The organism is Paenibacillus residui (assembly GCF_042677205.1).
In the GTDB taxonomy this organism is placed as follows: Bacteria; Bacillota; Bacilli; order Paenibacillales; family NBRC-103111; genus Paenibacillus_L; species Paenibacillus_L residui.
Genome location: NZ_JBHTIU010000074.1, coordinates 166,123 through 182,880, shown reverse-complemented (window position 1 = coordinate 182,880; position 16,758 = coordinate 166,123). Strand labels below are relative to the sequence as shown.

The 16,758-nt window shown below is 52.1% G+C and carries 14 protein-coding genes and 1 other annotated feature (1 of these 15 only partly in view); of the genes, 13 read left to right on the top strand and 1 reads right to left on the bottom strand.

What is annotated here, in order from left to right; translation table 11 throughout:
* The first annotated feature begins 339 nt into the window (after nt 1-339).
* From speD to ACFQ03_RS19015, 13 genes are all read left to right on the top strand, one after another.
* A complete protein-coding gene (gene speD, locus ACFQ03_RS19075; RefSeq protein ID WP_144938826.1) occupies nt 340-741 on the top strand; it encodes an adenosylmethionine decarboxylase in 402 nt (133 codons plus the stop codon).
* 238 nt (nt 742-979) lie between these two features.
* Nucleotides 980-1,516 carry a hypothetical protein gene (locus ACFQ03_RS19070; protein WP_379290179.1) on the top strand — a complete coding sequence of 179 codons (537 nt, stop codon included), beginning with the start codon at nt 980-982 and terminating at the stop codon, nt 1,514-1,516.
* Nucleotides 1,517-1,641: 125 nt separating this feature from the next.
* Nucleotides 1,642-3,039 carry a glutamyl-tRNA reductase gene (hemA, locus tag ACFQ03_RS19065; RefSeq protein WP_379290177.1) on the top strand — a complete coding sequence of 466 codons (1,398 nt, stop codon included), beginning with the start codon at nt 1,642-1,644 and terminating at the stop codon, nt 3,037-3,039.
* Between the two features lie 119 nt (nt 3,040-3,158).
* Entirely contained in the window at nt 3,159-3,980 is an 822-nt protein-coding gene (locus ACFQ03_RS19060; protein ID WP_144938817.1) for a cytochrome C assembly family protein, read from the top strand.
* 110 nt (nt 3,981-4,090) lie between these two features.
* Complete coding sequence (gene hemC / locus ACFQ03_RS19055; protein WP_379290174.1) at nt 4,091-5,035, top strand: hydroxymethylbilane synthase; 945 nt, start codon at nt 4,091-4,093, stop codon at nt 5,033-5,035.
* Between the two features lie 8 nt (nt 5,036-5,043).
* Entirely contained in the window at nt 5,044-5,847 is an 804-nt protein-coding gene (locus tag ACFQ03_RS19050; protein WP_379290172.1) for a uroporphyrinogen-III synthase, read from the top strand.
* Nucleotides 5,848-5,889: 42 nt separating this feature from the next.
* Entirely contained in the window at nt 5,890-6,885 is a 996-nt protein-coding gene (hemB, locus tag ACFQ03_RS19045) for a porphobilinogen synthase (RefSeq protein WP_379290170.1), read from the top strand.
* A gap of 1,329 nt (nt 6,886-8,214) precedes the next feature.
* Nucleotides 8,215-9,288, top strand: a complete 1,074-nt coding sequence (hemE, locus tag ACFQ03_RS19040) for a uroporphyrinogen decarboxylase (protein ID WP_379290168.1) — start codon at nt 8,215-8,217, stop codon at nt 9,286-9,288.
* Complete coding sequence (gene hemH / locus ACFQ03_RS19035) at nt 9,275-10,210, top strand: ferrochelatase (protein ID WP_379290166.1); 936 nt, start codon at nt 9,275-9,277, stop codon at nt 10,208-10,210. The genes hemE and hemH overlap by 14 nt, the downstream gene beginning before the upstream one ends.
* Before the next feature lie 6 nt (nt 10,211-10,216).
* Nucleotides 10,217-11,656 (top strand): protoporphyrinogen oxidase, encoded by a 1,440-nt coding sequence (gene hemG, locus ACFQ03_RS19030; protein WP_144938799.1) that lies wholly within the window; start codon nt 10,217-10,219, stop codon nt 11,654-11,656.
* A 26-nt stretch (nt 11,657-11,682) separates the two neighbouring features.
* Nucleotides 11,683-12,981 carry a glutamate-1-semialdehyde 2,1-aminomutase gene (gene hemL / locus ACFQ03_RS19025; protein WP_144938870.1) on the top strand — a complete coding sequence of 433 codons (1,299 nt, stop codon included), beginning with the start codon at nt 11,683-11,685 and terminating at the stop codon, nt 12,979-12,981.
* A 440-nt stretch (nt 12,982-13,421) separates the two neighbouring features.
* Nucleotides 13,422-14,342 carry an RluA family pseudouridine synthase gene (locus tag ACFQ03_RS19020; protein ID WP_379290163.1) on the top strand — a complete coding sequence of 307 codons (921 nt, stop codon included), beginning with the start codon at nt 13,422-13,424 and terminating at the stop codon, nt 14,340-14,342.
* Between the two features lie 136 nt (nt 14,343-14,478).
* Nucleotides 14,479-16,116, top strand: a complete 1,638-nt coding sequence (locus ACFQ03_RS19015; protein WP_186328398.1) for a LysM peptidoglycan-binding domain-containing protein — start codon at nt 14,479-14,481, stop codon at nt 16,114-16,116.
* Between the two features lie 125 nt (nt 16,117-16,241).
* On the opposite strand, the gene ACFQ03_RS19010 is transcribed toward ACFQ03_RS19015, so the two are convergent.
* Nucleotides 16,242-16,406 (bottom strand): hypothetical protein, encoded by a 165-nt coding sequence (locus tag ACFQ03_RS19010; protein WP_186328397.1) that lies wholly within the window; start codon nt 16,404-16,406, stop codon nt 16,242-16,244.
* Nucleotides 16,407-16,603: 197 nt separating this feature from the next.
* Nucleotides 16,604-16,758, top strand: a binding site (T-box leader) (it continues 81 nt past the right edge of the window).

The window sequence follows — 16,758 nt, the reverse complement described above, 5'->3', positions numbered from 1 at the left end:
GAGAATACCCTACTTTTTTGTCGCCTGTGAAGGCTCCAAATCTTGGTACACAGAATACTTTACGCCATCGGGGCCTGAAAGGGGCTCCTTTTTTTGGCTAAAAATTGATGAATTTCTTAATTTTTTATCATTTTTCCGGAAAATAAGTGGATATCTAAAAAAACTATTGCTTTTTCGCTCAATAGATGTTATTTTTAATTTCGTTGAAAACTTTATAGGAACCAGGATTCACTCAGGACATTGTATGTTGCGAGAGATTTTTCCCTCGAGAAGTGAATGACGTAGGTCCTAGCGGATGAAATCAAACAATTTTATTCCTAGGAAGGGGGAACCGAAAGAATGGAATACTCAACTTTCGGAAGACACGTTGCTGTCGATACTTGGGGAGTCGATTTTGATCTTCTTAACAACGCAGATTGGTTACAAGCGCAAATGATTGAAGCAGCGGAGGTTTGCGGTGCAACTGTTCTGTCAGTGCAGGCCAAGCAGTTTGAACCTCAAGGCGCAACCGTTTTGGTACTCTTGTCAGAAAGCCACCTATCCATTCATACCTATCCTGAGAAAGGTTTTGCCGCTCTGGATTGCTATACCTGCGGCGAAACGGTCGATCCGCAGCTCGCGATCGATCATATGGTCTCGGTCCTAAAGCCTGAAAAAGCCCACGCTAAGAAGCTTGTGCGCGGGATTGGTGAATTGCAGGTTGAAACACCCGATATGAAAATTGCGCAATTGGTTAAGTAAATTAGAGTTTATAAACGATTGAAATAAATTCCTTAAGACCATGGATTCTATCCATGGTCATTTGTTTGTCCATCCATCCATACAATGTTACAAAAGCTGTCTATAGATGCCGCTGAAGAAGCGGGCAGTCCCGATCGATGATATGCCGCAGCCTCTATAGAGGGCTTTCGGAAAAGAAGCCGCCGAAAGAGCGGTTCATCTATTTTCTGGGAAACATGGTGGATGGGGAGGGAACAGAATGGGAAGACTAAAACCTGCACGTCTTTTTGGAGTGCTGCTTATCCTTTTTTTGCTGCTGTGGCCAATTTACCAAATTTATGGTATGCTGCAGCCGGGTAAATCGAAGCAGGATGCGACTTTCTTGCTTTACCAGGTATCGTTATTTCAACTGGAGCTGCTGAGTAATTTGTTGGGAGAGGCGGAATCGGCGGCCCATACGGGCCAGTTGAATGCTTTGCGCCAAGCTGCCTATTCGGTGAATTATACTCATGAACGTTTGGTATTGGCTGTCGGCTCGGACCAATTAGCCGAATTAAAGTCAATCCCGCAATTATTACAGTTTATCATGCGCCTGCAGCTAGGCGGAGAGAGGCCGTTGAAATCCGCGGAGCTCGAGACGCTGGCGGAGATCAGGAAGGGCTGCAAAGCGATTTATGAGCAATATACCAAATTAATGACCTCGAATCGCACGACGGTAATCGCCATCGAGAATGACAAATTGGCTAAAGCCGATGAGGAGATGGCCGCCATCCTGCGGAACAAGCTGCTGCAATAAATTGGAAGCCCGATAGGGCCATATATTCATAATATTTTCAAATGTGAAAAGTGACCTTTCTACAGCCTGTGGTATAATAGTCTTTAGGGAAAGGAACGGTAGTAAGGAAAGGCAGGTGGACACAATTGCATATTATTGTAGTGGGCTTAAACTATAAAACAGCTCCGGTAGAAATTCGGGAGAAATTTGCTTTTGCGAAAGAGGAATTGCCGGAAGCGCTCGGTCAGCTTAAGAAAACAAAGAGTATCCTGGAATGTGTCATTGTGGGCACCTGCAATCGGACTGAAATTTATGCAGTCGTTGACCGGCCGTACCTGTGCGGTCACGCGATCCGCGGCTTTATTGAGGATTGGTTCGGAATTCCGCGGCAGGAATTCAATCACCATCTGTATGTCAAGGAAAATGAGCATGCGGTCCAACACCTTTTTAAAGTGGCCAGCGGCCTGGATTCGATGATTGTCGGCGAGACTCAGATTCTTGGACAAGTCCGCGACGCCTTCCTTCTTTCGCAGAAGGAGAAGGTGACGGGGGCTGTATTTAATACATTGTTTAAACAGGCTATTACATTGGCTAAGCGTGCCCATTCCGAAACGGGAATCTCTGACAACCCGGTGTCGGTAAGCTATGCTGCGGTGGAGCTTGGCAAGCGGATCTTCGGATCTTTCGCCAATAAATCGGTACTGCTGATCGGTGCAGGCAAGATGAGTGAGCTGACGGCCAAGCATCTGCGCGCCAACGGTGCGAATAAAGTGATTGTCGCCAACCGCACCTATGAGAAGGCAGTGGAATTCGCAGATAAATTTGCAGGGACCGCGGTTACATTCGACGACCTGATTCCGTCCTTGGCGGAAGCGGATATCGTCATCAGCTCGACCGGTTCGTCCGGGCTTATTCTTAACCGCGAGCAGGTGGACAGCATTCTTCACCTGCGCAAATTCAGGCCGCTCTTCATGATTGATATTGCCGTTCCTCGGGATTTGGATCCCGGGATCGGGGAGCTTTCCAACGTATTTTTGTACGATATCGATGATTTGCAATCCATCGTGGAGAGTAACTTGGCCGAGCGCCAGAGGGAAGCGGCCAAAATCGAGGCCATGATTGCGGAAGAGGAGCGGGTGTTCGAACAATGGATGAACACGATGGAAGTGGCTCCTTTAATTAACGCCCTGCAGACGAAATCCAACCGGATTCATGAAGAAACGATGGCCAGCTTGCTCAAGAAGCTGCCTGATCTAAGCGATAGGGAAATCAAGGTCATTCATAAACTGACGAAGAGCATTGTTAATCAGATGCTGCGAGACCCTATTGTACGGCTCAAGGAGCTGGCTAACGATAAAGATGGTCAGGAAGCGATCAATCTATTCTCGCAGATTTTCGCTCTGGAGTCTGCTCTGGACGGGCAACCTGATCATGAAGAAGAGGCTGGGCACACAACGTCGGAAGCAGCTCAATCCGCTGCCTCCAAGACAAATGATAGGCTTTTGCTCGGGCTTCAGCTTCAGGAGGCGTTGGCACGATCTTAAAGTGCATACCGGACAAGCAGGGTACGGTGCAGTAAGGCTCCTTCCATCCGTTATTCAGGCTTTCGGCCTTGCTGTCCTTAGCTGCTTGCAGGCAGGTTGATCCGCTAACAGGAGGTTGCATGGTCACTCAAAGCTGGATATACGATGCTATAATATATATTTACGCCCTGAGCCTTCTGTTTTATTTCTCTGATTTCGTCGGTGCGAATCAGAGAGCCAAACGGATGGGCACAGGGCTGCTTCTATTTGTTTGGGTCTTACAGACGGTTTATTTTTTCTTTGAGTTTAAAACCTTGCACGTCTTCACCGATTTTGAAACCCTGTTTTTCTTTTCATGGGTGTTAGTGACGGTCTCATTGGTGATCAGCCGTTTTTTTCGCATCGAACTGCTGGTTTTCTTTGTTAATCTGGTAGGCTTCTCCATACTTGCGCTTAATTTTTTCAGCGATAACAATGTATCAACCGCCCTGGAAGGTTGGGAAATTGCCGATGAGCTGTTGTTCATCCATATCAGCCTGGCTATCGGAAGCTACGCCGCCTTTACGATTTCTGCCATCTTGTCGGGAATGTATCTGTTTCTCCATAGCCAGCTTAAGGATAAGAAATGGTCAAGAACGATATGGCGCATCCCCAGCCTTGATAAAATCGGAAAATATACTTATATATCGGTTGCATCGGGAATGCCGCTGCTTATGCTGGCCTTTTCGTTGGGGACCGTATGGATTGTGCTGAAGGGCGAATACCAGCTCTTGTTCGATCCCAAGGTGTTGAATTCCTTGTTTATTTTGCTTTTGTATGCCTATCATTTAATATTAAAGCTTTCGTTAAAAGCCTCTGACTATCGCTTGGCCCAATGGAACCTGTTTGCTTTCGCGCTGGTGATGGTGAACTTTTTCATATTAAACCGGTTTTCGAATTTTCACGGCTGGTTTTGGATGTAGTTGTTCCAGGCTGAAGCCGTGGCAGTAGCAACACATAAATGAGATCGGGGTCGGGAAGAAATGGTTCGTTCAAGAGCCTCCTAATGACTCCGAGTAGGGAGGAACGCTGCATGCGAACGATCGTTGTCGGAACTAGGCAGAGCTCGCTTGCCTTAACGCAAACCAATCAAGTAATTGAAGACTTGCGCCGGATTTGTCAAGAGAATGGGATGGAATGCGAATTTGACGTCCGCAAAATTGTGACCAAAGGGGATAGAATTCTCGATGTCACTCTTTCCAAGGTCGGGGGGAAAGGTCTTTTTGTTAAAGAAATAGAACAGGCGCTGTTGAACGGAGAGATTGATATCGCTGTTCACAGCATGAAGGATGTGCCTTCGGAAAGCCAAGAGGGGTTGATGATAGGGGCCGTTCCCAAGCGAGTCGATCCTCGGGACTGCCTGATTTCGAACGGGCACGTCAAGCTGGACGAGCTGCCGCAAGGCGCTCTTGTTGGAACGAGCAGCTTGAGACGTGCGGCCCAATTACGGGCCTATCGCCCCGATCTTCGCATCCAATCGATTCGCGGCAATATAGATTCCCGCCTGCGCAAGCTGGAAACCGAGGGCTTCGACGGCATCCTGCTGGCAGCCGCCGGGCTGTATCGGATGGGGTGGTCCGATAAGGTCAGCCATTATTTGCCGCCGGAGGTTTGCCTCCCGGCTGTAGGTCAAGGAGCGCTGGGCATCGAATGCCGCAAGGATGACGACTTCGTGCTCCGTCTGCTGGCGCTGTATAACGATGCGGAGACCGCCGCAACCGTCCAGGCGGAGCGGACCTTCCTGGCGAGGCTGAATGGAGGCTGCCAGATTCCGATCGGCGCTTACGCCGAGTTCGCGTGGGATGCGGAAGCGGAGGCGTGCAGGCTGAAGCTGACGGGACTTGTCGGCGAGCCGGAAGGCGGTCGGATTCTGAAGGAGACAAGAACGGGGGACGATCCGGTCCATCTCGGGCTGGAAGTGGCGGAGAGCCTGATCGGGCAAGGAGCCGAGGAAATCCTCGCTCTGGCCAGAGAGTAGGGATTCCGATGGCGGCACAGAATAGGCCGTTATCCGGCCTGCGCATTTTGGTTACCCGCACCCGGGAGCAGTCCGGAGAGCTTGCAGGGAAGATAGAGGAGCTCGGCGGGCAAGCGATTGTACTGCCGGTTATCCGGCTCCAGCCACCTACCGATCCCGTCAAGCTGGCTGAACTGGAACAGGCCATCCGGGAGCTGGACAAGTTTGATTGGGTTATTTTTACTAGCGTTAATGCCGTTATTCATTTTTTTAACCGTCTCGAGCAATTTGAGGTGGAAGCCGTCCGGCTGCAGCGGTCGCGGATCGTTGCGGTTGGCCCGAAGACGGCAGGAGCATTGCTGGAGCGGGGATTGGTAGCGTACAAGGTTCCGGAGCGCTATCAGGCGGAGGATTTATTCGAAGCTATTGCACCGGAGCTGAAGCCCGGTCAGAAGGTTCTCTTTCCACGCTCGGACTTGGCTCGCAAAGTGCTGCCCGACCGCCTGAATTCCTTGGGGCTGAAAGTTACGGAAATAGATATTTATGAAAACAAACTGTGTACGGATCATGCGGACATACTGGTGGATCTGCTCGTCCGCGGGGAAATCGACGTGGTCACCTTGACCAGTCCGTCCACCTTTCGGAATATACTAACGTTAATCCGTACTGCAGGAGCGGAACCGGACGAGCTCTTGACCGGGGTCAAGCTGGCCTGCATCGGGCAGGTCACCGCCAGAGCGGTTCAGGAGGCCGGATGGAGCGTTCATTATTTGGCCGAAGAAGCGACGATCGATTCGCTCGTACAAGTGCTGATTCCGGCTGGCCGCGAATGAAATCAAGCGTACTTCATATACGATAAACGGGAGGAATCCATCATGAATTTTCCGATTGTCCGCCATCGCAGATTGCGCGCATCCCGGGCGATGCGCAATTTGGTGAGAGAGACTTCTTTATCTGTCAACGATTTGATATACCCGCTGTTCGTCACTCATGGAACCGGGATTAAGGAGGAAATTCCCTCCATGCCCGGCGTCTTCCATTATTCTCTGGACCGGTTGGAAGAGGAGCTTGCCGAGATTAACTCCCTCGGGATTCAAGCCGTGCTGCTCTTCGGCGTCCCGGAGCATAAAGATGCGGAAGGAACGTCGGCATTCGCGGAGGACGGCATTGTTCAGCAAGCGACTCGCTGGATCAAGCAGCGTTATCCGGAGATGCTCGTTGTGGCCGACACATGCCTCTGTCAGTTTACGGACCACGGTCACTGTGGTGTAGTTGTCCAAGATGCAGCCCGTGGACAAGCGGTCATCGATAACGATCCGTCTTTGGAGCTTCTCGCCCGCACGGCTGTATCGCAAGCGAAGGCCGGCGCCGATATCATCGCTCCGTCCAACATGATGGACGGATTCGTGGGCGCTATCCGCGCCGCCTTGGACGAGGCCGGCTTCGAGCACGTGCCGATCATGTCTTATTCGGTGAAATACGCCTCGGCCTTCTACGGTCCGTTCCGTGATGCCGCTCATTCTACGCCGCAATTCGGCGACCGGAAGACTTATCAGATGGACCCGGCCAACGTACGCGAAGGGATCCGCGAAGCGGAAGCCGATGTGATGGAAGGAGCCGATTTTCTGATGGTTAAACCGGCCCTGGCCTATATGGATGTGATCAAGGCGCTTAAAGAGAACTTCGACCTTCCTCTGGTCGCTTATAATGTCAGCGCCGAGTATTCGATGGTTAAAGCGGCCGCGGAGAAGGGCTGGATCGATGAGAAAGCGGTCGTTATGGAGATGCTTCTCGGAATGAAGCGGGCCGGCGCGGATATTCTCATTACTTATTTTGCCAAAGACGTAGTTCGTTGGCTCAAAGAAGGATAACGGAGCATGGGGCTGGTTCCCTGCTCCGACTTTGATCTTCGCCGGCCAAAGACTCAAGTTTCGGTTGGTCAGGGTCAATGAATGCACTTAAGTACACGGTCTCTAGAGACCGTTATTTTTTTATCTTTGCTTCTAAGCTGCTGCCCACGAATCACGAATCTTATTTAATTCGGAAAACCGGAGTAAGCACTTGCTGCTTGATCTTTTATGGTTATCTGTGGTGAATTGCTCCTTGGCGAAAGTATCCTGTTTAATTGAACTGTAGATGTAAAAAAATGGATTCCCCGTATTGCATCACTTATCTATTTGGCGGTTCTTTCGACTATTATCCCCTTCGCTCAGAAAGATACGGTAAATGCGGGGAACCTTGCTTTCTTGACTAATTCTGTACTTGCATGTAGCTTACAAATCCGGATAATTCCAAAGTGACCTCTAAAAAATAACTGGACTAAGCATAGTAGGCAGAGTGGCTTGGACATAGAGACCGTTCGGGGAGTGTTTCTGAGGAAAAGGGATAGCAGTCAGAGGGGCCCGAGGAAGAAACGCGGGTTCGGGATGAGCATCACTGAGGGAATGGGATAGCAGTCAGAGGGGCCCGAGGAAGAAACGCGGGTTCGGGATGAGCATCACTGAGGGAAAGGGATACCAGTCAGAAGGGCTCGAGTAAGAACAATGGCTCGGGGGAGTGCTCCTGAGGGAAAGGGATACCAGTCAGAGGGGCTCGAGTAAGAACAATGGCTCGGGGGAGTGCTCCTGAGGGAAAGGGATACCAGTCAGAAGGGCCCGAGTAAGAGCACGGTTCGGGATGAGTGCTTCTGAGGGAAAGGGATACCAGTCAGAGAGGCTCGAGTAAGAACTATGGTTCAGGATCGGCGTTACTGAGGGAATGGGATAGCAGTCAGAGGGGCACGAGTAAGAACACGGTTCGGAGTGAGTGCTTCTGAGGGAATGGGATATCAGTCAGAGGGGCACGAGTAAGAACTTTGGTTCGGGGTGTGTGCTTCTGAGGGAAGGGGATAGCAGTCAGAGGAGCTCGAGAAAGAACACGGCTCGGGGTGAGTGCTTCTGAGGGAAAGGGATAGCAGTCCGAGGGGCTCGAGTAAAAACACGGTTCGGCATTAGAGTGTTACAGAAGCGAAAGAGGCACTTTTACGGCGAAAGCTACCCCATCTCCGCAGCATATGAACCAATGGTTAGGCGGAAGCGCAAACTCGCAGACTATCGCGGCTTGTCATATTTTTGTCGGAATCTTGCTTTCAGATTGGTTGTTACCCCTTTTTAAATAGGGCATAATGAAAGATAGCATTTAAACGGAAAAGAGGAGAAAGAATGACTTTCAACGACACGTTCCTTAAGGCTTGTCGAAGACAGCCGGTAGATCGTCTTCCCGTATGGTATATGCGTCAGGCGGGGCGCTACGACCCCGAATATCGCAAAATTAAAGAAAAATACAGTCTTCTTGAAATCTGCAAGCAGCCGGACCTGGCTGCAGAAGTGACGCTCATGCCGGTCCGCAAGCTGGGAGTGGATGCCGCGATTCTGTATTCCGATATTATGAATCCGGTAGCCTCGCTAGGCATTGATTTTGACATAGTCAAAAACGTCGGTCCGGTCATTGCCAACCCGATTCGTTCCGCTCAAGATGTGGATCGGCTGCGCCCGATTGATGTGGAAGGTGATTTGTCGCATATTTTGGAGACGATCCGGATCTTGGACAGGGAGCTTAAGGTGCCGTTAATTACGTTTGCCGGAGCGCCTTTCACGATCGCCAGCTATCTGATAGAAGGACGCCCCTCCAAAACCTATATCCGCACGAAAGAATTGATGTATTCCGAGCCCGAAGTATGGCAACGGCTGATGGACAAGCTGGGCGATATGGTTATTGCATACCTGAAGGCTCAGATTGCGTCCGGAGCGAAGGCGGTGCAGCTGTTCGACAGTTGGGTAGGAGCCCTCTCCCCGAAAGATTTTAAACAGTATGTTCTTCCGGTCATCGATCGAATTTTCCGGGAACTGTCCCACCTGACGGAGCCCAAAATTTATTTCCCGGGAGTAAGCTCGGGAGAATTGCTGCCTGCGCTGCATGATCTCCAAGTGGACGTGGTTGGCTTGGATTGGAGAGTTTCGATTGCCGAAGGCCGGAGAAGATTGGACAACCGCTTTGCGGTTCAGGGCAACCTCGATCCTTTCGTGCTGACTGCACCGATGTCCGTCATTAAAGAACAGGCGAAGGAAATCATGGATCTCGGAATGGAGCAGCCCGGCTATATTTTCAACCTTGGCCACGGATTGTTCCCGGAGGCATCCCTTGATAAGCTGAAGGAACTGACGGATTTCATTCACGAATATTCCAGCTCTGTACTTAATTCATCGAAGGAAGTGAACTCGAATGTCCAAGCGTAAAGTCGGCGTACTGGTAATGTCCTATGGAACTCCGGAAAGCATGGATCAGATCGAAGCGTATTATACCCATATCCGCAGAGGCCATCCGCCTACTCCGGAACAACTGGATGAGTTAAAGCAGCGTTATGAAGCGATAGTCGGAGGATTCTTTCCGCTAAGGAAGAACACCGACCGGCAGGTGGCCGCCCTGCAGGAAACCTTGAACCGCGAGCACCCCGACATCGAATTTGTTTGTTATCAGGGACTGAAGCATGCTTCCCCGTTTATTGAAGACGGAGTCGAGCAGATGGTAAAGGACGGCATAACGGAAGCGGTTGGAGTCGTTCTGGCCCCGCATTACTCTACGATGAGCGTAGGAGCTTATAATAAACGCGCCAAGGAGAAGGGGGAGGAATTGGGGCTGTCCATCCGTTTTGTCGACAGCTATCACCTTCACCCTAAGCTGCTGAAGGCCTTGACGCAGAGGGTGGAGAATGCATTGGGCAAGTTCGGGGATGTTCCGAAGGATGACATCCGTGTCATTTTTACGGCTCATAGTCTTCCTGCCCGTATTCTGGAGATGAATGATCCTTATGTGGATCAATTAATGGAGACCTCCCGGGCGATTGCAGACAGAGCCGGGCTCAGCAACTGGCAGTTCGGCTGGCAGAGTGCCGGTCAGACAGCTACCCCTTGGCTGGGTCCCGATATTCTTGACACGCTCGAGACCATTCACAAGGAAGAACAAGTGAAGAATGTTCTCCTGTGCCCGATCGGATTCGTATCGGATCATCTGGAGGTTCTTTACGACATAGATATCGAATGCCGGCAGACTGCCGAGCAGTTAGGCATGCATCTGGAGCGGACCGAATCCTTGAATACGGACCCGTTATATATGGAAACCTTGTCCGATGTCGTTTATACGGAGTTGGAAAGGAAATGATTTGCTATGACCGTACCGAAGAAGATCGTCGTCATCGGAGGCGGCATTTCCGGGCTTAGTACCGCTTATTATATCGATAAATTCCTGAAGGAAAGCGGGATAAAATCTGAAATCACTATACTGGAAAAAAGCCCCTCAACAGGCGGCAAGGTTCGGACCTTGGCCAGAGACGGATTTGTAATCGAGAAAGGGCCGGATTCCTTCTTGGCCCGCAAAACTCCGATTATCGACCTGACCCGGGAGCTTGGCCTGGAGAACGAGCTGGTTCCAACCAATCCCAAGGCGAAGAAAACCTATATTATGAACAACGGAAAGCTGCATCGCATGCCTCCGGGACTTAATCTGGGCATTCCTACGGAATGGAAGCCTTTCTTGCGGAGCGGTCTTATTTCTCCTTGGGGGAAAGTAAGGGCGGCCATGGATTTGGTGCTTCCCCGCAGGAAGGAACCGGGGGATGAATCGCTCGGAGGGTTTCTGGAACGCAGATTAGGCAAGGAAGTGCTGAATAACATAGCCGAGCCGCTGCTGGCCGGAATCTACGCGGGGGACACTCATCAACTCAGTCTGCAGGCGACCTTCCCGCAATTTCAGGCCCTGGAGCAGAAGAAACGCAGCATTATTCTGGGGATGAGTGAGAGCAAGAGGCAGACTCCTCCTCCGAGCGGCGTTCCCGAAGAGGTCCGGCACAGTGTGTTTCTTTCTTACCGGGAGGGCTTGACCACGTTGATTCGCGGTTTGGAGGAGGCGCTGAAGAAGGCCGGAGTACGGACTCTGACCGGGCAGGGAGTGAAGGCTGTCGAACGCCTGGGTCAAGGGCAAGGGCGCGTTATTCTGGAGAACGGAGACAGCTTCGATGCGGATGGAATCGTCATGGCTATGCCGACGTACGCCATCTCTAAGGTGCTGCCCGATCTTCCAATGGTTCAGAAGCTGGGCGGCATGACCTACGTGTCCGTCGCCAATGTGATATCCGCCTTTGATGCCGGCCAAATTCCGCATGATCTGGACGGATCAGGCTTTCTAGTTCCCCGTAAGGAAGGCCGTTTCATAACGGCATGCACCTGGACCTCTTCCAAATGGATGCATACTGCTCCGGAGGGCAAGGTGCTTATCCGCTGCTACGTGGGCCGTTCCGGACAGGAGGAATGGATGGGCCTGTCCGATGAGGAACTGATGCGGAGAGTCCGCAAGGACATCAAGGATTTGACGGGCATTGAGGCGGAGCCTTTATTCTACGAAATTACTCGGCTGCCCAAATCCATGCCGCAGTATCCGGTCGGCCATCTGGAAATCATCCGCCAGGCTCGGGAAGAGGCCGCAAGGTTCTTGCCGGGGCTTCTTCTGACGGGAGCGGGATTCCATGGAGTCGGGCTTCCGGACTGTATTCGTCAGGGTAAAGAAACGGCCCGGCAAATGGCAGACCTGATGAGCCGGCCGCGTTTATAACACAAGAAGAAGGAAAGGTGAATAGGGTGAACAAGCCGCAGGGTAGAATCGATACGAAGTCCAAAGCTGCTTTCGCAGAGGCGAAGCAGTATATTCCGGGCGGTGTGAACAGTCCGGTCCGCGCCTTTAAATCGGTTGGGCTGACCCCGGTTTTTATTGATCGGGCGCAAGGGTCGAGAATATATGATATCGATGGCAACGAGTTCATCGATTATGTCGGCTCCTGGGGGCCTCTTATTATGGGGCATGCTCACCCGGAAGTGGTGGAAGCGGTCAAGAAGACAGCCGAGCGAGGCACCAGCTTCGGTGCGCCTACGGAGCTGGAAACCGAAATGGCCAAGCTTGTGGCGGAACGGATACCTTCGGTCGATATTGTCCGCATGGTCAACAGCGGAACCGAAGCGACAATGAGTGCTCTCCGGCTGGCCAGAGGGTACACCAAGCGCAATAAAATCCTGAAATTCGAGGGCAGCTATCACGGACATTCGGATTCCCTGCTTATCAAAGCAGGCTCCGGAGTAGCGACCCTGGGGCTGCCGGACAGCCCGGGAGTGCCGGAGGGAGTAGCCGCCAATACAATTACGGTTCCCTATAACGATCTGGCTTCGGTTCAGCTGGCGTTCGAGAAATACGGCGAACAAATTGCGGCCGTTATCGTGGAGCCGATTGCCGGCAATATGGGGGTAGTGCCTCCGCTTCCCGGCTTCCTGCAAGGGTTGCGTGATGTAACGACAGAATACGGGGCTCTGCTTATTTTCGATGAGGTCATGACCGGATTTCGGGTCGGCTACCATAGCGCTCAAGGCCTGTATGGGATAACGCCGGATCTTACCTGTCTCGGGAAGGTAATCGGGGGCGGTCTCCCGGTAGGAGCCTATGGCGGCAAGCGGGAGCTGATGGAGCAGATGGCGCCTAGCGGCCCCATCTATCAGGCGGGCACCTTGTCCGGCAATCCTCTGGCTATGGCCGCGGGTTATACGACCCTAAAACTGCTGACACCCGAAGTTTATGAGCTGCTGGAGAGAAGAGCGGCTCGGCTGGAGGAGGGCATGACGGCCAACGCCAAGGAACTCGGCATACCGAATACGATTAACCGGGTCGGCTCCATGGTATGTCCGTTCTTTACCGATCAGAAAGTATACAACTATGAAACGGCCAAAACTTCAGATCTGACGATGTTCAACAAATATTTCGGCCATCTGCTCGATCTCGGAGTGAATGTGGCCCCTTCCCAGTTCGAAGGAATGTTCGTCTCCGCTGCGCATACGGAGCAAGAAATCGAGACAACGATCGAACGGCATTATGAAGCGCTCAAACGGCTGTAACCATATTAGGGATCTTACTACAGCGGCGGGGGTGGGAAGTTTATCGAAAGCATCCTTGTCGCTTCCTTCGCCCTTAAGAGAATCTCTTACGCATTTTAAATTATGCTAGCCCAGTCTTGGCAAGGACCGATTCCTTGCCAAGCTTTGTTTTCGGGAGCTCCCCGCAAAGTAATGTATAAACCTTTATCGAAGCAAGGCAAGAAGAGCGACCGCGTTTTGGAGGAAGGGTTTAGTCGCTGACTCTGTGGATTGTGAACGGAATACGCTTCGGAGGTTTGCGACACTTAGTGGGGTCATTTTACATTGATGCCGGACAGGAGGTCATCGGGTTTGAATCTAAGCAAATATTATATAGCCGGGCTGCCGCTGGATTTAATTCTTGTAGTGGGCTTGTTTGGTTTGGTGCTGATCGGGATATGGTTTTCGGGAATCCGCTCGAAGTGAACACTGTGCGCAAAGGGGAGTGGCTGCAGATTACATACCGGCCCAGGGCCGGAAATCCGCCAGCGCAAGAGGGTGAGGCAGATATTATCGGGTCCGGGGAGGCTCCGACGGCAGAGGAGTGTCTGATCCGGCTCGGAATTCCGCCCAAGCTGCGCAGCCATTTGCTGCGGACAGAAGGCGTGAGGTGTCAGGGGAACCGTACTCTGGTCCGGTTGTTCCCGGAGGAGAGCAGCGGATATGAACCGGAATGGCTGCCCCTGGAGGTTCTGTACGAGGACGATTACTGTCTTGTCGTCAATAAGCCTGCCGGTCTTCCTGTACATCCCCAAGACAAGGGCGGGCTGGGCACTTTGGCTAACGCTGTCGCCGCTTATTATGAATCGACAGGGCAAGCCTGCCGTGTGCGACATATTCACCGGCTGGACGAGGATACGACAGGGCCTGTTCTCTATGCCAAGAATGAATATGCGCAGTCGATTCTCGATGCCGCGATGCGCAGCCGGGACATTCGCCGCTTCTATGTGGCATTGGTCGAAGGGCGGATCCATCCGGACAAGGGGACGATTAGCGCCCCCATCGGCAGGGACCGGCACCATGCCAAACGGAGAAGAGTCAGCTCCACCGGCCAGCCGGCGGTTACCCGCTACGAAACGATCGACCGCTGCGGGACGGCCTCTCTGCTTAGGCTCGAGCTGGTGACCGGGCGGACCCATCAAATTCGGGTCCATCTTAGCTATAAGGGCCATCCCATCACCGGGGATGCCTTATACGGGAAGGCCGATTCGCTGATTTCCCGCCAGGCTCTGCATGGCCAGGCGATTTATTTTCCCCATCCTCTTACCGGAGAGATCATTCAGGCCGAAGCACCTTTACCGGATGATTTTCTTACCTTGATTCAGGCCCGTTCCCGCAGTTAGTCCTTTTCGGAAATCGGTTCAATGAGAAAAGCGCCCGGCTCAAGCACCCGGGAAAAAATGTGGCATGCACCCTCGAGGTTTCCCATATAAATGGATTGAGCAAGGAAAGTCTCGAACCATGAAGGGAGGAGTCAGGGTGACCGAGCATCAAAGCGGGTTGCGCTTCGACATTTACGAACGGGTGCACTTGGATGAAAGCCTGGCTGGCATTCAAGAGCTTGATGAAATCGAAATGATCCCGCACATTCAGGTGCTTCAAGAAGGCGAACAGGCTGTTTTAAAAGGAAATCTGTGGTTGACCGGTACATACTTGGGCGACAGCGGTGAAGAGAGCAGAACGTTGGAGCATTTTATTCCCGTTGAAATTACACTGCCTATGAACCGCATTCACCGTCTGGAGGATATTGCCGTCGAAATTGAAAATTTCGATATAGATGTCTTATCGGCACGCAGCCTGAATGTAACCGGCGTGTTATCGCTGCACGGGATCGAAATGACATCCAAGCAGGACGAACTGTGGAAGGAAGAAGAGGAGTTTGTCGTTGTCCATCGGGCCGAGGACAAGGACCAGGAGGAAGTGCAGGAAGGTCCGGCGGATACCGATTCCCGCCAGTCTGCGGATGAAGAAGGGGCGGGCGACGTTGACTTGCCCTCACCGGACACAGAAGGCATTGAGGTCAACCTCGAAGAGGCACGGACCCGGCCGCAGGCCGTGGAACCGGAGTTCGCGGATTCGGGACAGGAAGAACCGCAGCGGCCGGATTTCCTGGCGGAAGAAGTCAGGGTAGAGCCGGAGGATCAGCGGTCTGTTCTACAAGACGGGGATGACTCGGACAAGACGGAAACTATAGCGGTATCTTTCCGCTCCGCGCCTCCGGAACGTATGGACAGTCTGCCTAAGGAAAATACCGAGCAAGCCGGGGAAGAGGAGTCTGCTGCACGCGAGAGGGAAAGCTACTCCTGGTCGGACAGCTTCTTTACCTCCCGTGCTCAGGCAGTCCCCGATTCCAATGCAGAGGAGAGCTTGGAGGAAGCATCCGCACCCGACGAGGAACCGTATGAGGAGCCGGCGGAAAGCTCAGAGACCGCTACCGCATTCGCCTCTCCGGAAGTGCCGGAGGTGCAGCAGCCGTCTTTCGAGCCGAATCACCGCCCCTCTGCATCGGATCTGCCTTCCCCTTCCGGCTCAGACCGTACAGAAGGCATTACCGGAGAAAAAAAGGCGGAAGAGCCTGTATGGGAGGAAAATAAGGCCTCCGGCGAACCCGTATCTGCGGAATCGAATGTGGAATCAAATGCGGAAGCGAACGTAGAAGCGAATATCGAATCGATTGCAGAAGCCAATGAGGAAGCAAGTGCGGAGACGAATGAGGAAGCGGTAGAAACGATTGCCGTGTCGATGCCCGAAGAGAAGCAGGAGCTGAAGATCGCTTTCGGTAAAAAATCGGCCTCCGAAGCCTCCCCGTCTTATAATCTCGCCAATCTGATCCATAAGACGGACATTATCGAGCTGGAGTCCCCTCAACCGGAGATGAGAGAGCAGACGGAGGCAGGCCCGCCTTCATCCTCGGATGGAGTCGAGTGGAAACGCCTGTTCAGCCGTACAGAAGATACCGGGCAGCAATTTAAGCGCATGCGTATGTGTATTGTGCAGAAGGAAGAGACCATTGAGACCATCGCGGAACGATACAAGATCAATCCCCGCGAGATTATTTTGTATAACCGACTCGGCGATCAGCAGATTGAAGAAGGACAGGTGCTCTACATTCCTTGATTCAGGCTGGACGGTAAATAATAAGCCCCCTGGTTTCCATTGGAAGCCAGAGGGCTTATCTACTTTTTGGCCGGATGGAGACATCCTTGGTCTTACCGTTCCGACTCAGACTGCATTCTGATGCTTCAGTACATATCGAATAAAAAACCGAGGTAAAGCAAGAAGAAAGCAAACAAAATAAAAACATCCAGAGGATTGGGAAGCAGTAACGTTCGGACAAATTGTACGCAAATTAACGGGAACAGCACTGCTCTGACAGTAACCCGTACTTTCCACCACCACCGCTGCATCGCCGGTTTCCCTCCCTTAAAGGTTCTCTTGTATGACTAAGTTTATGAGAAGGACAAGCCCGGATATGCTGTTTCGTGGGGAAATCGTGAAAATATTGACTCACCCGTCGAATATGTTTATCATAGTCTATATGTAAGCTTCTCGAATATTAGGGGAGCATAAGGGAAAGCATCCCGTTGGACAACCGAATATCCTTAACAAGACGAGGAAAGGGAGGAGTAGACAGCCAACCCTTCAGAGAGTGAAGCCCTGGGCTGTAAGGCTTCACAGGATGTAACTGTTCGAAAGTCGCCCTGGAGTTGCAGACAAGCGGTCGTCCTATGAGACGTTCATCGTTTATCTGCCGGCCGC